The following is a 19,238-nucleotide window of genomic DNA, read 5'->3' on the forward strand; positions in this document are numbered from 1 at the left end:
CTTCTGTCCCGTTACACGGGTGACGAGCGCGCTCTTCCGCATGCCCCATTAGGAGTTTTCGGTGTCTTCACGCTCAATCGGTGCACGCTCACGCGTCACCGTCGTCGCCGGTATCGGCGCGATCTCGGTCCTCGGCACCGTACTTGCCGGTTGCAGCACCAGTAGCGGCGACACCAGTGCAGATGCAGGTCCCGCCCAGTCCGGCGGAATCCTTCGCTACGGACTCTCGACGGCGCCAACCTGTGCAGACCCAGCCCAGGCCGGCACGAATCAGACGGTGTATGTCACTCGCAGCGTGGTCGACTCGTTGACGGACCAGAGCCCGGAGACCGGCGAGATCACGCCGTGGCTCGCCAAGAGTTGGGAGATCAGTCCGGACGCCGCCAGCTTCACGTTCACTCTGCGTGACGACGCCACCTTCAGTGACGGCACGCGGGTAACCGCGGAGTCGATCAAGAAGAACTTCGACGTCGTCAAGAACCTCGGCCCGAACGCCGCATTGGCAAAGAGTTATCTGTCCACGTATACCGGCACCGAGGTCATCGACGAGCACACCGCGAAGGTGAGCTTCTCGGGACCCAACGTTCAGTTCCTGCAGGCAACTTCGACACCACAGCTCGGAATCTTGGCAGATTCGACCACGGCACTGCCGACGGAACAGCGTTGCGCCGGTGCTTCCGTGATCGGTTCCGGCCCGTTTGTCTACTCCGATTGGCAGCAGGATCGTTCGGTGTCGATCAAGAAACGAGCCGGGTACAACTGGGCTTCGGATGCGGTGGCGCACCAGGGGGAGGCGTATCTCGACGGCGTCGACTTCATCGTTGTCCCGGAGTCCGGAGTTCGGGCGGGCAGCGTTGCTTCCGGTCAGCTCGACGCGGTCAGTGACGCGTTGACGCAGGACGCTCCTCAGATCGAAGGTGCGGGTGGACGGATCTTGACTCGTCCGAACCCCGGAATCGTGTTCTTCTTCCAGCCCAACGTGAGCCGTGGTGTTCTCGCTGATCAGGCGGTACGTCAGGCGATCATTCCCGCTATCAACCGGCAGGAACTCGTCGACACCGTGCTGGATCCGAGCTTCTTCCCGGCGACGAGTCCGCTGGCCCACACCACACCGCTCTATGCAGATCAGTCCGGTGTCGTGACCTACGACGCGGACAAGGCCGGGAACCTCCTCGACGCAGCGGGTTGGAAGACCTCGGCCGACGGGATTCGTGAGAAAGACGGCCAGAAGCTGACTTTCGCGGTTTCTTTCAGCCCGGTGTTCGCCGGCAACCAAGCCATCCTCGAGTTGGTCCAGCAGCAGTTGCGGAAGGTGGGTGTCGATCTGAAGCTCAACTTGCTGTCCAACGGGGAACTGACCGAGAAGCAGACGTCGGGTGATTACGATGCCGTCTACTACAACGCCACTCGAGCGGATGCGGATATCCTCCGGGCAAGCTTCGGCCTCGACGGTCGAAATCTCAACAAGCGGGCCGCAGATCCAGAACTCGACAAGGTTCTGACCGAGCAGTTGGCAACGATCGACAGCGCCGCTCGTGGTGAATTGGTCAGCGAAGCACAGGAGCTGATCGTCGACCGTGGACTTTCGATTCCGACCATCGAACTATCGCAGGCCGTGGGGGCCGGATCGTCGGTGCAGGATCTGAACTTCGAAGCGTCTTCGCGTCTGCAGTTCTACGACGCATGGTTGTCGGGTAAGTAGTCATGACTCGATACGTACTCACCCGACTGGGCCAAGCCGCACTGGTCCTCTGGGCGGCCTTCACCATCTCATTTGTGATTCTGTTTCTGCTACCCAGCGATCCGGTCAGCATGGCGGCAGAATCGTCAGGGCAAGGTGTGGCCTTGGATCAAGCTGCACTTGAACAGCTTCGGGCACGATACGGCTTGGACCAGTCGGTGTGGGTGCAGTACTGGACTTCTCTGACGAATGCACTTCGTGGCGATTTCGGTACGTCGATCTCCACCGGGCAACCGGTGACGGATGCGATCTTCTCGGCGCTCCCGAGCACGTTGACACTTGCGATTACGGGATTGGTATTGGCAGTACTGTTCGGGGTGGCCATCGCATTCCTTGCGACGTACACCCGCAGGCGCTGGCTCGCGAATCTCCTGTTCTCGTTGCCTCCGCTCGGGGTGGCGGTACCGACCTTCTGGGTAGGATTGATTCTTCTGCAACTTTTCTCGTTCCGGCTGCACATCTTTCCGGCATTCGGCGATCGGGGATTTGCGACGGTCATTCTCCCGGCGATTACTCTGGCCATTCCGACCGGCGCAGTGATCGCTCAGGTTTTGACCACCAGTTTGCAGGCCACACTCCGTTCGCCGCACGTCGAGACCGCGTACGCCAAGGGAGCAAGCCGTTGGCGTGTGCAGACGCGGCATGCGTTGCGGCTCGCCAGCATTCCGGCGTTCACCATCGCGGGCGTATTGGTGGGAACGTTGCTGGCTGGTTCCGTAGTCGTCGAGACCGTGTTCTCGCGGGCCGGCGTCGGACGTCTGACGCAGACCTCGGTTATGGCACAGGACATCCCGGTGGTTCAGGGCGTTGTCGTCTTTGCCTCCTTGGTCTTCGTGCTGGTCAACCTTGCGGTTGACCTCTTCTACCCCCTGATTGATCCGCGAATCATCCAGTCGCACTACGACGGTGACTCGCTGCGCAGTCGAGCGAAGTCACACTCCGAAAACCCGACCGATCTGGAGCCGGCGCATGTCTGACACGCTGATCGAACCGCTGTTGCTCGACCCCACACTCGAAGACCAAGCGCCGGTCGCGGGTAGTCGAAAGTCCCTGGCGAAGAGGTTGATCGCCAAGCCAGGTCTTGTGATTCCGGCCGTGATCGTGGCGCTGGTCGTAGGTTTTGCCGTGGCACCGGGAGTATTTGCCGGCGGCGACCCTTTGTCCGGCGTGCCTGCGGACAAACTGCAAGGGCCCAGCCTGGCTCACTGGTTCGGTACCGACAACCTCGGGCGCGACCTCTACACACGATTTGTGCACGGCGCTGGGTTGTCGCTGACCGCGACGCTGGTTGCGGTGGGTATAGCGCTGCTCGTCGGATCGTTGATCGGCTTGATCGCAGGGTTCGTCGGCGGCGCTGTCGACGCTGTGCTGATGCGCATTGTCGATGTGTTGCTGTCGATTCCAGCGCTGTTGTTGTCGCTGACACTGGTCACAGCGCTTGGATTCGGCACCATCAACGTTGCTATTGCAGTGGGTGTGGCGATGGTCGCGAACTTCGCCAGAGTAATGCGCGCCGAGGTGATGCGGGTGCGGGGTGCGCAGTACGTGGAGGCCGCGTTCGGTTCGGGTGTGCAGTGGCTCGGAGTTTTGCGCCGACATGTCCTTCCCAATGCATACGCTCCCGTAATCGCTCTGTCTGCAGTCGAATTCGGTCAAGCGGTACTCGCAGTGTCTGCGCTGAGCTTCCTGGGCTTCGGAGCGGTTCCACCGACCCCGGAGTGGGGATCGCTGGTATCCGAGGGACGAAACTTTCTTGCGAATGCCTGGTGGATGACAACACTTCCCGGTCTGGCGATCGTGGCAGTGGTCATCTCCGCGCATCGTATCGGCCATGAGATCGAAAGGAGCAACCGGCGATGAGCACTGATCCATTGCTCGAAGTCACCGACCTGCACATCGCGTACGGAGACAGTCCGGCGGTCAGGGGCGTGAGTTTCACAGTCGGCCGGGGTGAGGTTGTTGCGGTGGTGGGCGAATCCGGCTCCGGAAAATCCACCACCGCTCACGCTGTACTGGGACTGCTCTCCGGCAGCGGCCACGTCACCGGCGGAACCGTTGAATTCGAGGGTGAACGTATCGACTCCTATTCGGATCGGGCTTGGCAGCGAATCCGAGGTGCCCGAATCGGTTTGGTGCCGCAGGACCCGACGACATCGCTGAATCCGGTAACGCGGATCGGTGATCAGGTTGCGGAGGTTCTGCGCATTCACGGCTTGGCTGATAAGAGGACGGCGCGGCTGGATGCCGTCGATGTTCTCGAACGTGCCGGAATCGATCGACCGGAGGTCAGAGCACGGCAGTACCCGCATGAGCTTTCCGGCGGTATGCGGCAACGAGTCTTGATCGGCATTGCATTGGTTGCCAATCCGGCGCTCGTTATCGCGGACGAACCGACCAGTGCTCTGGATGTCACCGTGCAGCGGCGTATTCTCGACCACTTGGACGAACGGATCGCAGAATCCGGTACCGCAGTTCTCCTGATCACTCACGATCTGGGTGTCGCTGCGGATTGCGCGGATCGAATCCTCGTGATGCGGGGTGGGCGTATTGTCGAATCCGGCAGTGCTGCAGATATTCTGGACAACCCTCGTCACGAGTACACCAAGAAACTGTTGGGAGCGGCACCCAGTCTGTCGTCGGGCCGGGTAGTCCGGCCGGTCCGTCCGACCGCAACTCCGCTGTTGACTTTGGCCGGAATCACCAAACGCTTCCACGTCGGCCGCGGGAGTGCGATCACTGCGGTGGACGAACTCTCATTGACAGTTCCACGCGGACAGACGGTTTCACTGGTCGGAGAGTCGGGCTCCGGTAAATCGACTACCGCTCGCATTGCAGTGAGGTTGGAGCAGGCGGATGCGGGTGCAATTACTTTCGACGGTCAGGACATCACCGGGGCCAAGGGCGGGGAATTGCGCGAACTGCGACGACGAGTTCAACTTGTCTATCAGAACCCGTTTGCATCTCTCGATCCCAAGTTGTCCGTGCAAGATATTGTCGCGGAACCGTTGCGGGCTTTCAAAGTTGGGAGTCGACACGAACAAGGGATCCGCGCAGTAGAACTCTTGGATCAGGTAGCCCTGCCCGAGCAGTTCTTGAACCGCAAGCCGGCCGAGTTATCGGGCGGGCAGCGTCAACGTGTGGCTATCGCGCGGGCCCTCGCTTTGAAACCGGATCTCCTGGTGCTCGACGAACCGGTGTCTGCGCTGGATGTTTCGGTGCAAGCGCAGATTCTGGTGCTCCTCGACCAGTTGCAGCAAGAATTCGGACTGACCTACCTCTTCATCTCCCACGACCTGGCCGTGGTTCGGGAAATCAGCGACGTCGTCGGAGTCATGCAGTCTGGGCGTCTGGTTGAAATCGGCTCTACTGCTGAAATATTCGACAATCCCCGCCATGAGTACACCCGAACACTGCTCGAAGCAATCCCTGGACGGAATCATTCAACACGAAAGGCTGAACATGTTCGAGCGTAATTCCGAAGCATTTCTGGTCGGCCTCGAATTCGAGGGCACCGGAGTGCATCCCCACTCATGGCGCCGTGAGGATTCGCGGGCCGAAGAACTCTTCACGCCGTCGTACTGGGTAGACCTTGTGACGGCCGCTGATCGCGGCGGAGTAGATCTGGCCTTCTTCCCGGATTCGTTTGCCCTGCAGGCAGAGGGCCGACAGGCGACGCGTGGACGGCTCGAAGCGGTCGCGACCGCGGCCCGGCTGAGCGCAGTGACATCGCGGATCGGATTGATTCCCACCGCAACTGTCACACACACCGAGCCGTTCCATATTTCCAAGGCGATTGCGAGTATCGACTTCTCTTCCTCCGGTAGGGCCGGGTGGCAGGTCGAAGTGTCGGACACCGACGTGGAGGTGTCCCTGTTCGGCCGGAAGGCTCGGCAGAGCAACGAATCTCTGTGGGAGGAAGCGTCAGAAGCTATTGAGGTGGTCAGCCGGCTGTGGGACAGCTGGGAGGACGATGCCGAGATCCGAGATGCCGCGACCGGTCGATTCGTCGATCGGGACAAGCTCCATTACATCGACTTCGAAGGAAAGAACTTCTCGGTCAAGGGGCCGTCCATTACCCCTCGTTCGCCGCAGGGACAGCCGCTGATCGCCGTGGACGCGAGCCGCCTCGAGACACGCGAGTTGGCGGTACAGCGCGGCGATCTCATCCGAATCTCTGCCTCCGACGTCAACGAGGCCAGTGCTATCGCTCGGCTGGTCCACGACCATGCTGCGAAGATCGACCGGAGCGTGCGAGTTCTGCTCGACGTCGATGTCCTGCTCGGCGCCGATCGGGGAGCGGCGGACGACGCGTTGGCCGAACTTGAAGAATGGGCCGCCGCGCCCTATGTACCGAAATCCCTGTTCTACCGCGGTGATACCGCCGGGCTCACCGCTCTACTTCGTGAGATTCGTGGAAATTCGGGGCTCGACGGTGTGGTCCTGCGACCGCTGGCCTTGGCGTCCGGAGTGGAGAAGATTGTCGCCGACGTGTTGGCGGAACTGAACCCGCGACCGAAAACCGGCCCGACCCTGCGTGAGCGGCTGGGCTTTGATCTACCCGCCAATCAGTTTGTGTAGCGAGAGCAAAGAATAAGGAAAATTGATGATACAGAACAGGATTCGTAAGCAAGTTCACCTAGGCGCACACTTTCCCGGTGTAAACAACACCACGGTGTGGACCGACCCGGCATCGAAGAGTCAAATCGACTTCAGTTCGTTCGAGCACCTTGCGCGCAGTGCCGAACGTGGATTATTCGACTTCTTCTTCCTTGCAGAAGGGCTGCGACTACGCGAACATCAGGGGAAGATCCATGACCTCGATGTTGTCGGTCGACCCGATACCTTCAGCATTCTCAACGCAGTAGCTGGTGTGACCACACACCTCGGTGTGGCCGGAACGATCAACACCACCTTCAACGAACCGTACGAGCTGGCCAAACAGTTCTCCACACTCGACCACCTCTCCGGCGGTCGTGCCGCCTGGAACCTGGTCACATCCTCGGATGCCTTCACCGGTGAAAACTTCCGTCGTGGTGGGTATTTGGAACATTCCCAACGTTATGCCCGTGCCAATGAATTGGTAGATGCGGTACGGACACTGTGGGACAGTTGGAGTACCGATCGACCGCTGGTCGATCGTGAACGCGGAATTTTCGCAACAGATCAGCAGGTCGGCCAGTTCTCGCATACCGGAGAGCAATTCGACATCTCGGGGCGCTTCGAACTGCCGCGCAGTCCGCAAGGGCATCCAGTTCTGTTGCAGGCGGGCGATTCCGACGAAGGTCGAGAGTTCGGTGCCGCCAAGGCCGACGCCATCTTCACCGGTCACGGAACCCTCGACGCGGGCAAAGCCTTCTACGCAGATGTGAAGGGGCGTCTCGCCAAGTACGGACGTACGCACGCCGACCTCAAAATTCTCCCCGCCGCCACCTTCGTCCTCGGTGACAACGCGGCCGACGCACAGGAGAAGGCGTATGAGATCCGGAGGCAGCAGGTCGGTCCCCAGACCGCCATCGCCTTCCTCGAGCAGGTCTGGGGCAGAGACCTTTCGCAGTACGACGCCGACGGTCCGCTTCCGAAGGAAGATCCGACGGACGACGTCAACATCACGCGTGGACGCGTCCGCCACGTCAAGGACCCCCGTGCTGTGGCGGATCAGTGGCGCGCAAAAGCGGAGGCAGAGAACCTGAGCATTCGCGAACTCATCATCGAAGTGACTGCCCGCCAACAGTTTGTAGGCAGTGCTGCCGAGGTGGCAGCCGAGATCGACAGCTACGTTCAGGGCGATGCCAGTGACGGCTTCATCCTCGTTCCCCACCTCACGCCGGCAGGCCTCGACGAGTTCATCGACACCGTGGTGCCGGAACTGCAGGACCGCGGCAGTTTCCGCACCGAATACGCCGGAACCACACTGCGCAGCCACCTGGGTTTGCGCCATCCCCACGAGCAGGCTGAAGGAGTCCGCGCATCATGACTGTTACCGACACCGACATTCCCTCCGACATCTTTGTCAGCGACTGGAATGCATGGCATGCGTTGCGCGATACAACATTCAATGAACCGCTGGGCTGGCTGAGTCTGACCGCGCTGCACTGGCTGGTAGATGTTGATTCGACGTTTCCGGACCTACCGGGGGCCTGGCGAGCGGACCAGGATGCCGTGATCATCACGGCCGAACTGTCGGACGACCTTTCGGTCGACGGGGTCGCGGTGGATGGTTCAGTGAAGCTCGCACCGGTCGAAGGCGCGCCGGGCCTCATCGTGAAGCACGGACCACGTTTGGTCGAAGTCATCCGTCGCACGGGCGATGTTGCTCTGCGGATTCATGATTCGTCGGCGCCGGCCTTGGCGCAGTTCAGCGGCATCCCGACTTTCGCTCCGCGGCCTGATTGGGTTGTCGAGGGCGTTTTCACTGCCTTCCCGCAGACCCGAACAGTGACGACAGGTGCCGTGGTGCCCGGACTCGAGCATCACCACGACGCTCGGGGAATCATCAGCTTCGAGCACGACGGCTCAACTCATGAACTGATCGCTTTTGCGGGTCGAGACGATGGTTTTCACGTCTTGTTCACGGATGCGACCAGTGGTGTTTCCACCTACCCGGCTTCTCGCTCGTTGCACGTCAGCACACCGGCTCCGGGAGGCTGCGTGGTACTCGATTTCAATCGGGCGTCGAATCTGCCCTGCGCCTTCACCGACTACGCAACCTGCCCCGTAGCGCCGGCCGAGAATCGTCTGCCGTTCGCGGTGGATTCCGGCGAGAAGACCCCGGAAGGCCGCGCAGGAAGGGCACTGTCATGACCATTCCGCTGTCAATTCTGGACCTGGCACCGATCAGTGAGGGCGGCACAGCCCGCCAAGCGCTGCGGAATTCGTTGGACCTTGCCCGCTCTGCCGAAGCCTGGGGTTACCGGCGGTACTGGGTGGCCGAGCATCACTTCGCCGGTGTGGCAAGTTCGTCGCCGGCTGTTCTGGTGGGGCTTATCGCCGCTGCTACCAACACAATTCGTGTCGGATCGGCTGCGGTGCTGCTGGGCAACAACACCGCTGCCGAGGTAGTGGAGGCATTCGGGACCGTGGAAGCGTTGTATCCCGGACGTATCGATTTGGGAATTGGACGCTCGGGGCAGCGTCGCGTCGAGGCGCTGAAAGCTGTTGCATCCGAGAAGGTCGCATCGGAAAGAGTGCGTCGGGATACGGTGGTGCGTGAGGGCGTCGTCATTCCGGCACCCTTTGATCCGACGGGGCTGCTGACATCACCGCTTCTGCAGGCGTCGTTCGAAGCTCTTGCATTTTCGGGTGCTCAGGTTCCTGATTTCGACGAGCAAGTCGATGACATCCTGTCGCTGCTCAGCGGTACTTTCCGCAGTCGTGACGGCGTCGAACTGCACGCGAGCCCGGGCGAAGGCGCAGACCTCGAGTTGTGGGTGTTCGGAAGCAGTGCCGGGCCCAGTGCGGAACTCGCCGGGAGGCTCGGCCTGCCCTTCGGCGCGAACTACCACGTCGCCCCATCCAGCACCGTCGAGGCGGTGGAGGCATACCGCGGCGCATTCCGTCCGTCGTCGACGTTGTCGAAGCCCTATGTGGTGGTCTCGGCTGATGTAGTTGCGGCGGAGGACGACGCCACTGCGCGGGAATTGGCGTCCACCTTCGGGCATTGGGCGCACAGTATTCGCAGTGGGCACGGGGCGATCCCGTATCCGGACCCGGCGACGGCGCTGCCGTTGACTCCGCAGCAGCATGCGGTAGTCGAGGACCGGTTGATCACCCAGTTCGTCGGCTCGCCCAGCACTGTTGCTGATCGGCTCGACAGTCTGCAGAAACTGACCGGTGCTGACGAATTGGTGATCTCCGGTGTGACCCATCGGCACGAAGATCGTGTGCGCTCGTACGAGTTGCTGGCCCGGGAGTGGGGGCTGACGGCATTGCTTGCCGCGTGATCGGTCGAGTGAGCACCCCCTCGGTGAAGTGAGCACCCCTTTCTGCACGCTGAAAGGGGTGCTCACTATGCAGAAGCGGTGCCGGCTCCCCACCGGCCTTCATGCTCCGATAGCGCCCGCAATCATCGGCCAGGACGCGCGCATGTCTGCTTCGAAGAGCCCCCAGGTGTGGGTGCCTTCGGGGCGGAAGTTGAACGTCGCCGGGATGCCGAGCTCATTGAACCGCCCTTGCAATCCGGCGGTACACATCTGCGTGATGGATTCGAGTGCGCTTCCCGGAATTACTCCGAGTGCACTGACTAGAGAATTGATTCCGTCTACCGGCCCCGGGATTCCGTTGCCCGTGGCAATGAACAGTGCTGTGCCGCGGAGTTTTTCGGCGTTGATCATCGGATCGTGAGCCGCCCATTGCGGGCTGCCCGGAGGTCCCCACATATTGGCGACGTTTCCGCGTCCGAGAACTTCGACCATGGATCGCACGGCGGCCTGACCCATCAGATCGACGGTTCGGGCACAGCCACTGTATGAACCGACCGCGCGATAGACCCCTGGCGCTTGGATGGCAAGATCCAATACCGGTCCGCCCGCCATCGATACCCCACCGAGCGCATTCACACCGGTGGTGTTGTACCGAGAGTTCACTGCGGCCGGTAGTTCCTTCGTTAGATATGTCTGCCATTTGTTGCGGCCTAGTGCAGGATCGTCGGCATTCCAATCGGTGTACATGCTGAACTTGCCGCCGACCGGCATCACCACATTGACGTGTTTGTCGTCGAAGAAGTCGCGTACACCGGTGTTGTTGAACCACGAGATTCCGTCTTCGCCGCCGCCGACTCCGGTCAACAGGTAGAAGGTCGGAGCGGGTCCGCCGCCGGCTGGGGAGATGACGTCGTTGCTGATCCAGCGGTCCATCGACGGCGAATAGACGTCGAATCGACTGACCGTGGACTGCGCAGATGCTGCCGGCGCGGTCAGACTGAGGAATCCCGCAACCATGACCACTGCCATCGTCAGATGGATACCGAATTGTTTCCCACGTCTTCTCACTGGCGTATCTCCCTGCAGCAGGTACTCGTCTCGGTGAATTGTGTATACCAACAGTGGCACAATGCGAATCAGAGCGGTGAATGTCCGACAAGTGGTTGGGTGAGTGATGGAGGCGGACTGATGAGTGGGCAGTCGGATCGACCCGAGACCGATCTGGTCCGTCTGGGCTTCGGTCTGGCATCGATCACGCTGGGCATGGCGCGCAGAACTGCGGATGCCGCGTTGGGATCGGTGGCGCGAATCCCGATCATCGGTGAACCGTTGGATCACGCAATTGCGTCGGTGAGCGCACTGGGTAGCGATGCGATTGCGTCGACCGCCGAGTTTGCGGACACCGCACTGCGTGCGGTGATCAAGGCAGTGGTGGCAGCGGCCTTGGCTGAAGTCGACATCACCAAGATCGTCATCGACAACGTCGACCTCGACACGATTGCCCAAACCATCGACGTCGACAAGATTGCCGAACGAGTTTCTCTGGAACCGATCATCGACCGTATCGACGTGGACGACATTGCCGGACGCCTGGACATCGAAGCTGTGATCAAACGTCTCGACCTCGACGGCATCGTGGATTCGGTGGATCTGGAACGGCAGATCAGTCGCATCGATCTGGTGAAGCTTGCCGACGAGATCATCGAAGATGTGGACTTGCCGCAGATCATTCGCGAATCCACCGGTTCGCTGTCCACCGAAGCTGTTCGGGGCGCGCGCGTTCAAGGCATGCAGGCCGACGACGCCGTCGCCGGGTTTGTCGGCCGGTTGTTCGGGCGAGACAGCGACCGAGACAATGCCAAGTCCGACGATAACTCCACGTCCGAAGAAAGCGGGAAGTAGGTGGCGAGTCAGAACTCCGGCCCCGCCGGAATTGTCACCCGCGGCATCGCCGGGTCGATCGACCTGGGCGTCGTACTGATTCTGATGGGCTCAGGTTATGCCGGGGTTGCGTTTGTGAGGCTGCTGTTCTCGCCGCAGACCTTCACTTTCACCCAGCCGGGAATCTTCTTGTCCACCACAGCTTTTCTTGTGGTATCGGTCGCGTATCTGACGGTGTGCTGGGCCACCACCGGGCGGACGGTCGGCGCATTGGTGATGGGATTACGCGTCGTCAAGTCCCGCCATCGTCTGATTCGGTGGCCGCTGGCTTTGATTCGCGCAGTTCTGTGCACTCTGTTCGCCTTCGGGCTTTTGTGGGCGGCGGTAGACAAGCGTCGACGATCGTTGCAGGACATAGTGCTTCGGACGGCGGTGGTGTACGACTGGAGTCAGGATCCTGACATTGTCGTCACCCACGGAGTCGAGGAATCGTGACCGAGCCCAATCGCCCCGACGAACGATTCACCCTTGCCAGCGAACGCACGTTCCTGGCATGGATGCGAAGTTCGTTGGCACTGTTGGCCGGTGGGATCGCGGTAGTTCAGTTGGTCCCGGAGTGGAGTACGGGTTGGGTGCGCACCACCCTCGGACTGATTCTGATCACAATGGCGGCCGCGTCGGCGTTGGTGGGTATGCGTCGGTGGTTGCAGGTGAAGAAGGCTCTCGAAGACGGTGCCCCGATGCCGGAACCCCACGCGCTGTGGCTGTTTGCCCTGGTACTGGCCGGGGTTGCCGTCGCCGCCGGCGTGGCGACGGTTGTCACGAGCCTCGCGCGGTGAGATCCGCGTAGAAGTCCGCGGGCCCGCTGGTTAGTCTGCAAAGAAGGGTCTGCGTAGGCGGATACGGGACGCGGTCCCGGAAATGCACAGACGCGGTCATGAACGACGCAACGACGATGAGGAGCAGATAGTGGCGCAGGAACTCAAGCTCGGATACAAGGCCTCGGCCGAGCAGTTCGGGCCTCGGGAACTGGTGGAGCTGGCGGTTCTCGCAGAACAGCACGGCATGGATTCGGTTGCGGTCAGTGACCATTTCCAGCCGTGGCGCCACAATGGTGGCCACGCACCGTTCTCACTTGCGTGGATGACGGCGGTGGGCGAGCGCACCGAGCGCGTGCAGATCGGCACCTCCGTGATGACACCGACGTTCCGGTACAACCCGGCGGTTATCGCGCAGGCGTTCGCGACCATGGGCTGCCTGTACCCGGGACGCATCATGCTCGGCGTCGGCAGCGGTGAGGCGCTCAACGAGATTGCGACGGGCTTCCAGGGCGAATGGCCCGAGTTCAAGGAGCGCTTTGCGCGGTTGCGTGAGTCGGTTCGGTTGATGCGCGAGCTGTGGCTCGGAGATCGCGTCGATTTCGAGGGCGAATACTTCACCACTCGCGGAGCGTCGATCTACGACGTTCCCGAGGGCGGTATCCCCGTGTACATCGCGGCCGGTGGACCGGTTGTCGCTCGTTACGCCGGCCGCGCCGGTGACGGCTTCATCTGCACCTCCGGCAAGGGCATGGATCTCTACACCGAGAAGTTGCTGCCGGCAGTTGCCGAAGGCGCCGCGAAGGCGGAGCGCGATGTCGCGGAGATCGACAAGATGATCGAGATCAAGATCAGCTACGACACCGATCCCGCAGCAGCTCTCGAGAACACCCGCTTCTGGGCCCCGCTTTCACTCACCCCGGAGCAAAAGCACAGCATCGAAGACCCCATCGAGATGGAAGCTGCAGCCGACGCGTTGCCCATCGAGCAGGTCGCGAAGCGCTGGATCGTGGCATCCGATCCGGACGACGCCGTCGCGCAGGTCAAGGCGTACGTCGACGCGGGATTGAATCACCTGGTGTTCCATGCGCCGGGCCACGATCAGCGACGGTTCCTCGATCTGTTCGAGCGCGACCTGGCTCCGCGGTTGCGCGCGTTGGGCTGATTCACTCCGAAGGCCGAAGACTCGTAACGGCGTCTGCCACTGACCGCGTGGCAGACGCCGTTCGTCTTTTCCCGTCGGTGTGCCATCCGTCCCTGACAGGATCGAACGGGCGCCACCACTAGGCTGTGGGGCATGTCGTCAGCGCCCGCAGCCGTGTCGAGTGTCTACATCGCTTCCCCCGAAGGTGATACCGGGAAGTCCACCATTGCATTGGGTGTCATGCAGATGCTGTGCGCGAGCGTCGCCCGTGTCGGCGTCTTCCGTCCCATCGCCCGGTCCACCGAGACCCCCGACTACATCCTCGAGTTGCTGCTCGACCACACCACAGCCGATCTCTCCTACAGCGACGCTCTCGGTGTCACCTACGAGCAGGTGCACGCGGATCCCGAAGCGGCTCTGGCAGATATCGTCGCGAAATATCACAATGTGGCCGAGCAGTGTGATGCCGTTGTGATCGTGGGCAGCGACTACACGGACGTCGCCAGTCCGAGTGAGTTGAGTTTCAACGCCCGTATCGCAGCCAACCTGGGCTCCCCGGTATTGCTGGCTGTCCGCGGGGCACGACGTAGTGTCGACGAATTGGCTCAGCTTGCTCAGTTGTGTGCCGGTGAGCTCGCGGCCAACCACGCACACCTCTTTGCCGTAGTTGCCAACCGTTGTGATCCGGACAAGCTCGACGAGGTCACCGAAGCTTTGTCCGGGCTGGGTGTCCCGACGTGGAGCCTGCCCGAGATTCCGCTGCTCATCTCGCCGACCATGGCCGAGTTGATGGAAGCGACGGACGGTGAATTCTATTCGGGTGATGCGGAATTGCTGCACCGTGAAGCGCTGAAGGTCATGGTCGGCGGAATGACAGCCGAACACATTCTCGAGCGACTCACCGAAGGAATGGTTGTCATCGCTCCGGGTGATCGCTCGGACGTTCTGCTGGCGTTGATGAATGCACATGAAGCAGAAGGGTTTCCGTCGCTGGCCGGGATCATCATGAACGGTGGGATCATCCCGCATCCCGCGATCGCCGCGCTGATGGCCGGACTCAAACAGCGCCTTCCCATCCTGACGACGGCGCTCGGAACCTTCGACACCGCTAGTGCCGCAGCACAAACACGCGGACGAGTGGGAGTCGGCTCTCAGCGCAAGGTCGATACCGCGTTGAGCTTGATGGAGCAACACGTCGACGCGGAGGCACTTTTGGGCCGCATGGCGCTACCGATTCCGTCGGTGATGACACCGCAGATGTTCGAGTACAAGTTGATCGACCGCGCACGGCGCGATCGTAAGCACATCGTTTTGCCCGAAGGCGAGGACGACCGCATCCTGCGCGCTGCCGGCCGAGTACTGCAGCGTCAGGTTGCGGATCTGACAATTCTCGGAGACGAGGCGAGCATTCGACGCCGTGCCGCAGAATTGGGCGTCGACATCAGCGATGCTCGAATCCTGGCACCCGCGCAGTCCGAGTACACGGAGCGATTTGCGCAGGAGTACACCGCGATTCGTGCGCACAAGGGCATGACGATCGAACGTGCCCGCGAAGTAATCGCCGACATCTCGTATTTCGGAACCATGATGGTGCACTTGGGAATTGCCGACGGTATGGTCTCCGGTGCCGCCCACACCACCGCGCACACAATCCGGCCGTCGTTCGAGATCATCAAGACCGCGCCGGGTGTGTCGACGGTGTCGAGCATCTTCCTGATGTGCTTGGCCGACCGGGTGCTGGCCTACGGAGACTGCGCTGTGGTCCCCGACCCGACGGCGGAGCAGTTGGCGGACATCGCCATTTCGTCCGCGCAGACGGCGGGTCAGTTCGGGATCGAACCGCTGATAGCAATGTTGTCGTACTCCACCGGGGATTCAGGGACCGGTGCAGACGTGGACAAGGTCCGTGCGGCAACCGCACTGGTGCGTGAGCGTCGACCGGATCTGTTGGTAGAAGGACCGATTCAGTACGACGCCGCTGTCGAGCAGAGCGTGGCGGACAAGAAACTGCCCGATTCTCTGGTCGCCGGCAAAGCGACCGTGTTCGTCTTCCCCGACCTCAACACCGGTAACAACACGTACAAGGCTGTGCAACGCAGTGCCGGCGCCGTGGCCGTGGGCCCGGTGCTGCAGGGATTGAACAAGCCGGTCAATGACCTTTCGCGTGGCGCGCTGGTCCAGGACATCGTCAACACCGTGGCCATCACGGCTATTCAGGCACAAGGAGCGCAGGCGTGAGCGGCACCGTACTGGTCATCAATTCCGGATCGTCATCCATCAAATTTCAACTGGTACATCCGGATACAGCGGAACTGGTGGCACACGGGCTCATTGAACGTATCGGTGAACCGGACGGGCACATCGTCTACAACCACAGCACCGGGGTAGTGGACCGCAACCTTCCCATTGCCGATCACCGCGACGGCCTGAAGTTGGTTCTCGACATAGTCGCCGAGGTGGGACGACCGCTGCGCGAAGCCGGCGTGATCGCCGTCGGCCACCGGGTTGTGCACGGCGGAAATGTCTTCTCGGCACCGACGTTGATCGACGACTCCGTAGTCGCGGCAATTGCAGATCTGTCCACCCTTGCGCCGCTTCACAATCCGGCCAACGTGATTGGCATCGAGGTGGCACGCGAAGAACTGCCCGACGTTCCCCACGTCGCTGTGTTCGACACCGCGTTCTTCCACACTTTGCCGGCTGCCGCGTCGACGTACGCGATCGACCGGGATGTAGCGAAAGCTAACCAGATTCGGCGCTACGGATTTCACGGCACGTCACACGAATACGTGTCCGGACGCGCCGCTGCCTTTCTCGGCAAGGATCCGGCCGAACTGAACCAGATCGTTCTCCACCTCGGAAACGGTGCTTCGGCCTCGGCGATCAAGGGCGGTAAGGCAATCGATACGTCGATGGGCCTCACACCGCTCGAAGGTCTGGTCATGGGAACCCGCAGTGGTGATATCGACCCCGGCATCATTTTGCATCTCAATCGAAACGCCGGAATGAAGGTCGACCAGATCGACGACCTGCTCAATCGCCGGTCCGGGCTCAAAGGGCTGTCCGGCGTCAACGACTTCCGGGCGCTTCTCGAGTTGGTGGAAGCTGGGGATCAGGACGCGAAGCTGGCCTACGACGTCTACGTGCACAGGCTGCGAAAGTACACCGGCGCCTACATTGTTGCGTTGGGCGGCGTCGACGTCATCACCTTCACCGGCGGGGTCGGGGAGAACAACATCGACGTGCGACGTGACAGCCTCGCGGGCTTGGGGCGTCTGGGCATCGAGGTCGACGACGCTCTCAATACGACGAAGAGTCGCGACGAGCGACGGATCTCGGCGGCGTCGTCGGCCACCGCAGTACTGGTTGTTCCGACCAACGAGGAGTTGGCGATAGCGCGCGCAGCACAAGCCCTGGTGTTTGGCTAAGGCCCCTAAAAGGTGCTGTACGGCCTGAAGTTGTTCGCGAGGTCGACCAAGGCGTAGCGGTGCGTTCGTGACGTCGTTGTGCGAGCCAGAGCCCGTAGGCAGGCTTCGGCGCCCGTGCGCAGTCCTCGCTGGGTGAAGTGCCGATCGAGGATAGGTTCGCTGGGGTCGTGCGCGCGGTTACCGGCTTTGATCCAATCGAGGGCGGTGCCCAGCACCAGAGTTCGCAGCTGAAGGCTCCGGCTCTCGTCGGTTGGTAAGGCTTGGACGCGTCGGGCAGCTTCGCGCAGGGTTGCTTCGTCGAGCTCTGCGATGGGCGCGCAGGACAGCATGGTCAGCACGCTGGACATGCGGGCAACGTTGTAATGGCGTGAGCTGGTGGGAACTTCGTCGAGTGCGGTGATGGCAGCGGTCTTGTTGCCGAGGTCGGCGAGTTGGCGTGCCAATCCAAATGCGGCGCTGACGTAGTTGCGGTCGGTCCGCCAGACGGTGAGGTAGTACTTTTCGGCATAGCGGCGCCATTGGTCGGGATCTTCGGAATCCCACTGTTGCAGTATCAATTCGGCTGTTGCGGCTAGGGCGAGCTTGGGTGCAATTTCGCCGGGGAGGGCGTTCAGGACCGACTCGAAGTTGCTGAAGGCGGATTCGAACTCGCCCTGTTGCAACGCCGCAAGCCCGCGATACCACTCGATCTTCCAGTGGTCTCCGATCGCAGCGAGTAGTTCGTCCAAGATTGCCTGCGCAGAGACGGGATCACCCAAGTCCAAATGAGCTTTGGCTTCGGCCAACCGGAATTCACCGGAAAACGCGACGTCGGAGGTTCCGACAACCCGATCGATTCCGTCTTCGCGGGCACGCCGGAGGGCGTCAAGGGTTTGCAAGGGTTCACTGTGCACGGCGGCGGCAAGCAGCAGTGCGCTCGGATCAGCTGGGTCGACCAACGGGATGGGCAGCGCGTGCGCAACTTCGAGTGGATCGAGACTGCTCTCGCGAGGAATGCCGTCGACGTACACATCCGTTTGCGCCACGAGGTTATCGGTTCCGAAAGATGTTCTCTGTCTGCTGAATACGTTCGAGAGCCCGGGATTTTCTTGGCCGCTCCGCTGGGCGAGGACTTCACGGAGAACGCCGATCAATTGGCCACTGATCTCCTCCGCGGACTGGAAACGCTTCTTAGGATCAGGATCGGTTGCGCGCAGGAGCAAACGATGAAAGAACTCGAATTCGCGGAGCACGGGTTCGTCGGTGGGATAAGGGATGCCGTCCAGGTAGCGGCCGTGCTTGGAGGGCATCTCAAGGGTAAGTACGGCCAAGGTGCGACCCACCGTGAAGATGTCGGATGCCACGGTCGGACCGGTTTCGATGATCTCGGGAGCCTGGTAACCGGCTGTGCCGTAAAGGTATCCGTAATCCTCGATCCCCGAGACGGCGCCCAGGTCGATCAGCTTCAACTGATCTTCGGTCACCATGACGTTTTCAGGTTTGAGATCGTTGTACGCCAATCCGATGGAATGCAGATAGCTCAGTGCGGGAAGAATTTCCAGCACGTACCCGATTGCCTGCTCGATCGGCATGTGACTGGCATTCGGGAAGGTGGCCAGTACCTCTCGCAATGATCGGCCGCCGACGTACTCCATGACGATGTAGCCCATGAGGGTACCGTCGGGGCGCGGATGTTCAACGAAGTTGAAGATCTTGACGATGCTCGGGTGTGCCACCTCGGCCAGGAACTGCCGCTCGGCCACCGCAACAGCTTGTGCTTCGGAGTCACCGAAATGCAAGAGGCCCTTGAGAACTACCCACCGATCGCTGACATTGCGGTCGATTGCAAGGTAGATCCATCCGAGGCCGCCGTAGGCTATCGGCCCCTGCACTTCGTACTGGGCCGAAACGAGGTCGCCGACTTCCAATACCGGCCGGAAATCGAAGGTCGAACCACACTTGGGACACACGCCGCTCTGCCGGGCGGAAGTTCCAGCGGCTTTGCGGCCCACAGGTTCTCCGCATTTCCAACAGAACCGTTTTCGTTCGGGAACCATCGGGTCGCTCATGACCGCCGAGGCCGGATCTACCGGCGGAACGGGCGGAACCTCGACCAGTCCGCCGCCCAAACGGAGTTTGCGAGTCGAACGGGAACGACGCGAACGATTGGACCGACCCGTCGGGGTGGATACGGTACTTGGGGTCGATTCCCGAATCTGCGCGGACGTCTGCTCGGGGCGCTGCGAGGCCTGTGTGAAATCGGGTTCGACGCGGGACGCAGCTTGTGTCGACTCGTATTCCGGTTCGTCTTTGTCCGTCATCGTCGTC

General features: G+C 61.3%; 16 protein-coding genes. 14 read left to right on the forward strand and 2 right to left on the reverse strand.

Going from position 1 to position 19,238, the window contains the following annotated elements; all coding sequences use genetic code 11:
- Window positions 1–61: 61 nt before the first annotated feature.
- The 8 genes from MTX36_RS02165 to MTX36_RS02200 are packed head-to-tail and all read left to right on the forward strand — an operon-like array spanning window position 62 to window position 9,681.
- On the forward strand, window positions 62–1,702 hold the full coding sequence (locus MTX36_RS02165) for an ABC transporter substrate-binding protein (protein WP_243618107.1): 1,641 nt from the start codon (window positions 62–64) through the stop codon (window positions 1,700–1,702).
- A gap of 2 nt (window positions 1,703–1,704) precedes the next feature.
- A complete protein-coding gene (locus MTX36_RS02170; protein ID WP_243618108.1) occupies window positions 1,705–2,718 on the forward strand; it encodes an ABC transporter permease in 1,014 nt (337 codons plus the stop codon).
- Window positions 2,711–3,601: an ABC transporter permease gene (locus MTX36_RS02175; RefSeq protein WP_243618109.1), complete on the forward strand. Its 891-nt coding sequence runs from the start codon at window positions 2,711–2,713 to the stop codon at window positions 3,599–3,601. Before MTX36_RS02170 ends, MTX36_RS02175 begins: the two co-directional genes overlap by 8 nt.
- The gene (locus MTX36_RS02180; RefSeq protein ID WP_243618110.1) at window positions 3,598–5,214 is read left to right on the forward strand and encodes an ABC transporter ATP-binding protein; all 1,617 of its coding nucleotides are present in this window, start codon (window positions 3,598–3,600) and stop codon (window positions 5,212–5,214) included. Before MTX36_RS02175 ends, MTX36_RS02180 begins: the two co-directional genes overlap by 4 nt.
- On the forward strand, window positions 5,201–6,319 hold the full coding sequence (locus tag MTX36_RS02185; protein ID WP_243618238.1) for an LLM class flavin-dependent oxidoreductase: 1,119 nt from the start codon (window positions 5,201–5,203) through the stop codon (window positions 6,317–6,319). The genes MTX36_RS02180 and MTX36_RS02185 overlap by 14 nt, the downstream gene beginning before the upstream one ends.
- 25 nt (window positions 6,320–6,344) lie before the next feature.
- The gene (locus MTX36_RS02190; protein ID WP_243618111.1) at window positions 6,345–7,715 is read left to right on the forward strand and encodes an NtaA/DmoA family FMN-dependent monooxygenase; all 1,371 of its coding nucleotides are present in this window, start codon (window positions 6,345–6,347) and stop codon (window positions 7,713–7,715) included.
- Window positions 7,712–8,542: a DUF1684 domain-containing protein gene (locus MTX36_RS02195; protein WP_243618112.1), complete on the forward strand. Its 831-nt coding sequence runs from the start codon at window positions 7,712–7,714 to the stop codon at window positions 8,540–8,542. Before MTX36_RS02190 ends, MTX36_RS02195 begins: the two co-directional genes overlap by 4 nt.
- On the forward strand, window positions 8,539–9,681 hold the full coding sequence (locus tag MTX36_RS02200; protein WP_243618113.1) for an LLM class flavin-dependent oxidoreductase: 1,143 nt from the start codon (window positions 8,539–8,541) through the stop codon (window positions 9,679–9,681). The genes MTX36_RS02195 and MTX36_RS02200 overlap by 4 nt, the downstream gene beginning before the upstream one ends.
- A 99-nt stretch (window positions 9,682–9,780) precedes the next feature.
- Here MTX36_RS02200 and MTX36_RS02205 read toward each other — a convergent pair whose 3' ends face one another.
- On the reverse strand, window positions 9,781–10,689 hold the full coding sequence (locus tag MTX36_RS02205; protein ID WP_374230412.1) for an alpha/beta hydrolase: 909 nt from the start codon (window positions 10,687–10,689) through the stop codon (window positions 9,781–9,783).
- A 159-nt stretch (window positions 10,690–10,848) separates the two neighbouring features.
- Here MTX36_RS02205 and MTX36_RS02210 point away from each other — a divergent pair, with 159 nt between their 5' ends.
- The 6 genes from MTX36_RS02210 to MTX36_RS02235 all read left to right on the forward strand — a co-directional run bounded on the left by MTX36_RS02210 (window position 10,849) and on the right by MTX36_RS02235 (window position 16,931).
- The gene (locus tag MTX36_RS02210) at window positions 10,849–11,562 is read left to right on the forward strand and encodes a hypothetical protein (protein ID WP_243618114.1); all 714 of its coding nucleotides are present in this window, start codon (window positions 10,849–10,851) and stop codon (window positions 11,560–11,562) included.
- Window positions 11,563–12,036 (forward strand): RDD family protein, encoded by a 474-nt coding sequence (locus MTX36_RS02215; RefSeq protein ID WP_243618115.1) that lies wholly within the window; start codon window positions 11,563–11,565, stop codon window positions 12,034–12,036.
- The gene (locus MTX36_RS02220; protein ID WP_243618116.1) at window positions 12,033–12,380 is read left to right on the forward strand and encodes a YidH family protein; all 348 of its coding nucleotides are present in this window, start codon (window positions 12,033–12,035) and stop codon (window positions 12,378–12,380) included. The genes MTX36_RS02215 and MTX36_RS02220 overlap by 4 nt, the downstream gene beginning before the upstream one ends.
- 130 nt (window positions 12,381–12,510) lie before the next feature.
- Window positions 12,511–13,524 (forward strand): glucose-6-phosphate dehydrogenase (coenzyme-F420), encoded by a 1,014-nt coding sequence (fgd, locus tag MTX36_RS02225; protein ID WP_243618240.1) that lies wholly within the window; start codon window positions 12,511–12,513, stop codon window positions 13,522–13,524.
- A 132-nt stretch (window positions 13,525–13,656) separates the two neighbouring features.
- On the forward strand, window positions 13,657–15,741 hold the full coding sequence (gene pta, locus MTX36_RS02230) for a phosphate acetyltransferase (protein WP_243618117.1): 2,085 nt from the start codon (window positions 13,657–13,659) through the stop codon (window positions 15,739–15,741).
- Window positions 15,738–16,931: an acetate kinase gene (locus MTX36_RS02235; RefSeq protein WP_243618118.1), complete on the forward strand. Its 1,194-nt coding sequence runs from the start codon at window positions 15,738–15,740 to the stop codon at window positions 16,929–16,931. Before pta ends, MTX36_RS02235 begins: the two co-directional genes overlap by 4 nt.
- Window positions 16,932–16,936: 5 nt before the next feature.
- On the opposite strand, the gene MTX36_RS02240 is transcribed toward MTX36_RS02235, so the two are convergent.
- Entirely contained in the window at window positions 16,937–19,231 is a 2,295-nt protein-coding gene (locus tag MTX36_RS02240) for a serine/threonine-protein kinase (protein WP_243618119.1), read from the reverse strand.
- Window positions 19,232–19,238 lie beyond the last annotated feature (7 nt).

It is taken from the genome of Rhodococcus sp. ARC_M6, from assembly GCF_022810305.1.
GTDB lineage: Bacteria > Actinomycetota > Actinomycetes > Mycobacteriales > Mycobacteriaceae > Rhodococcus_F.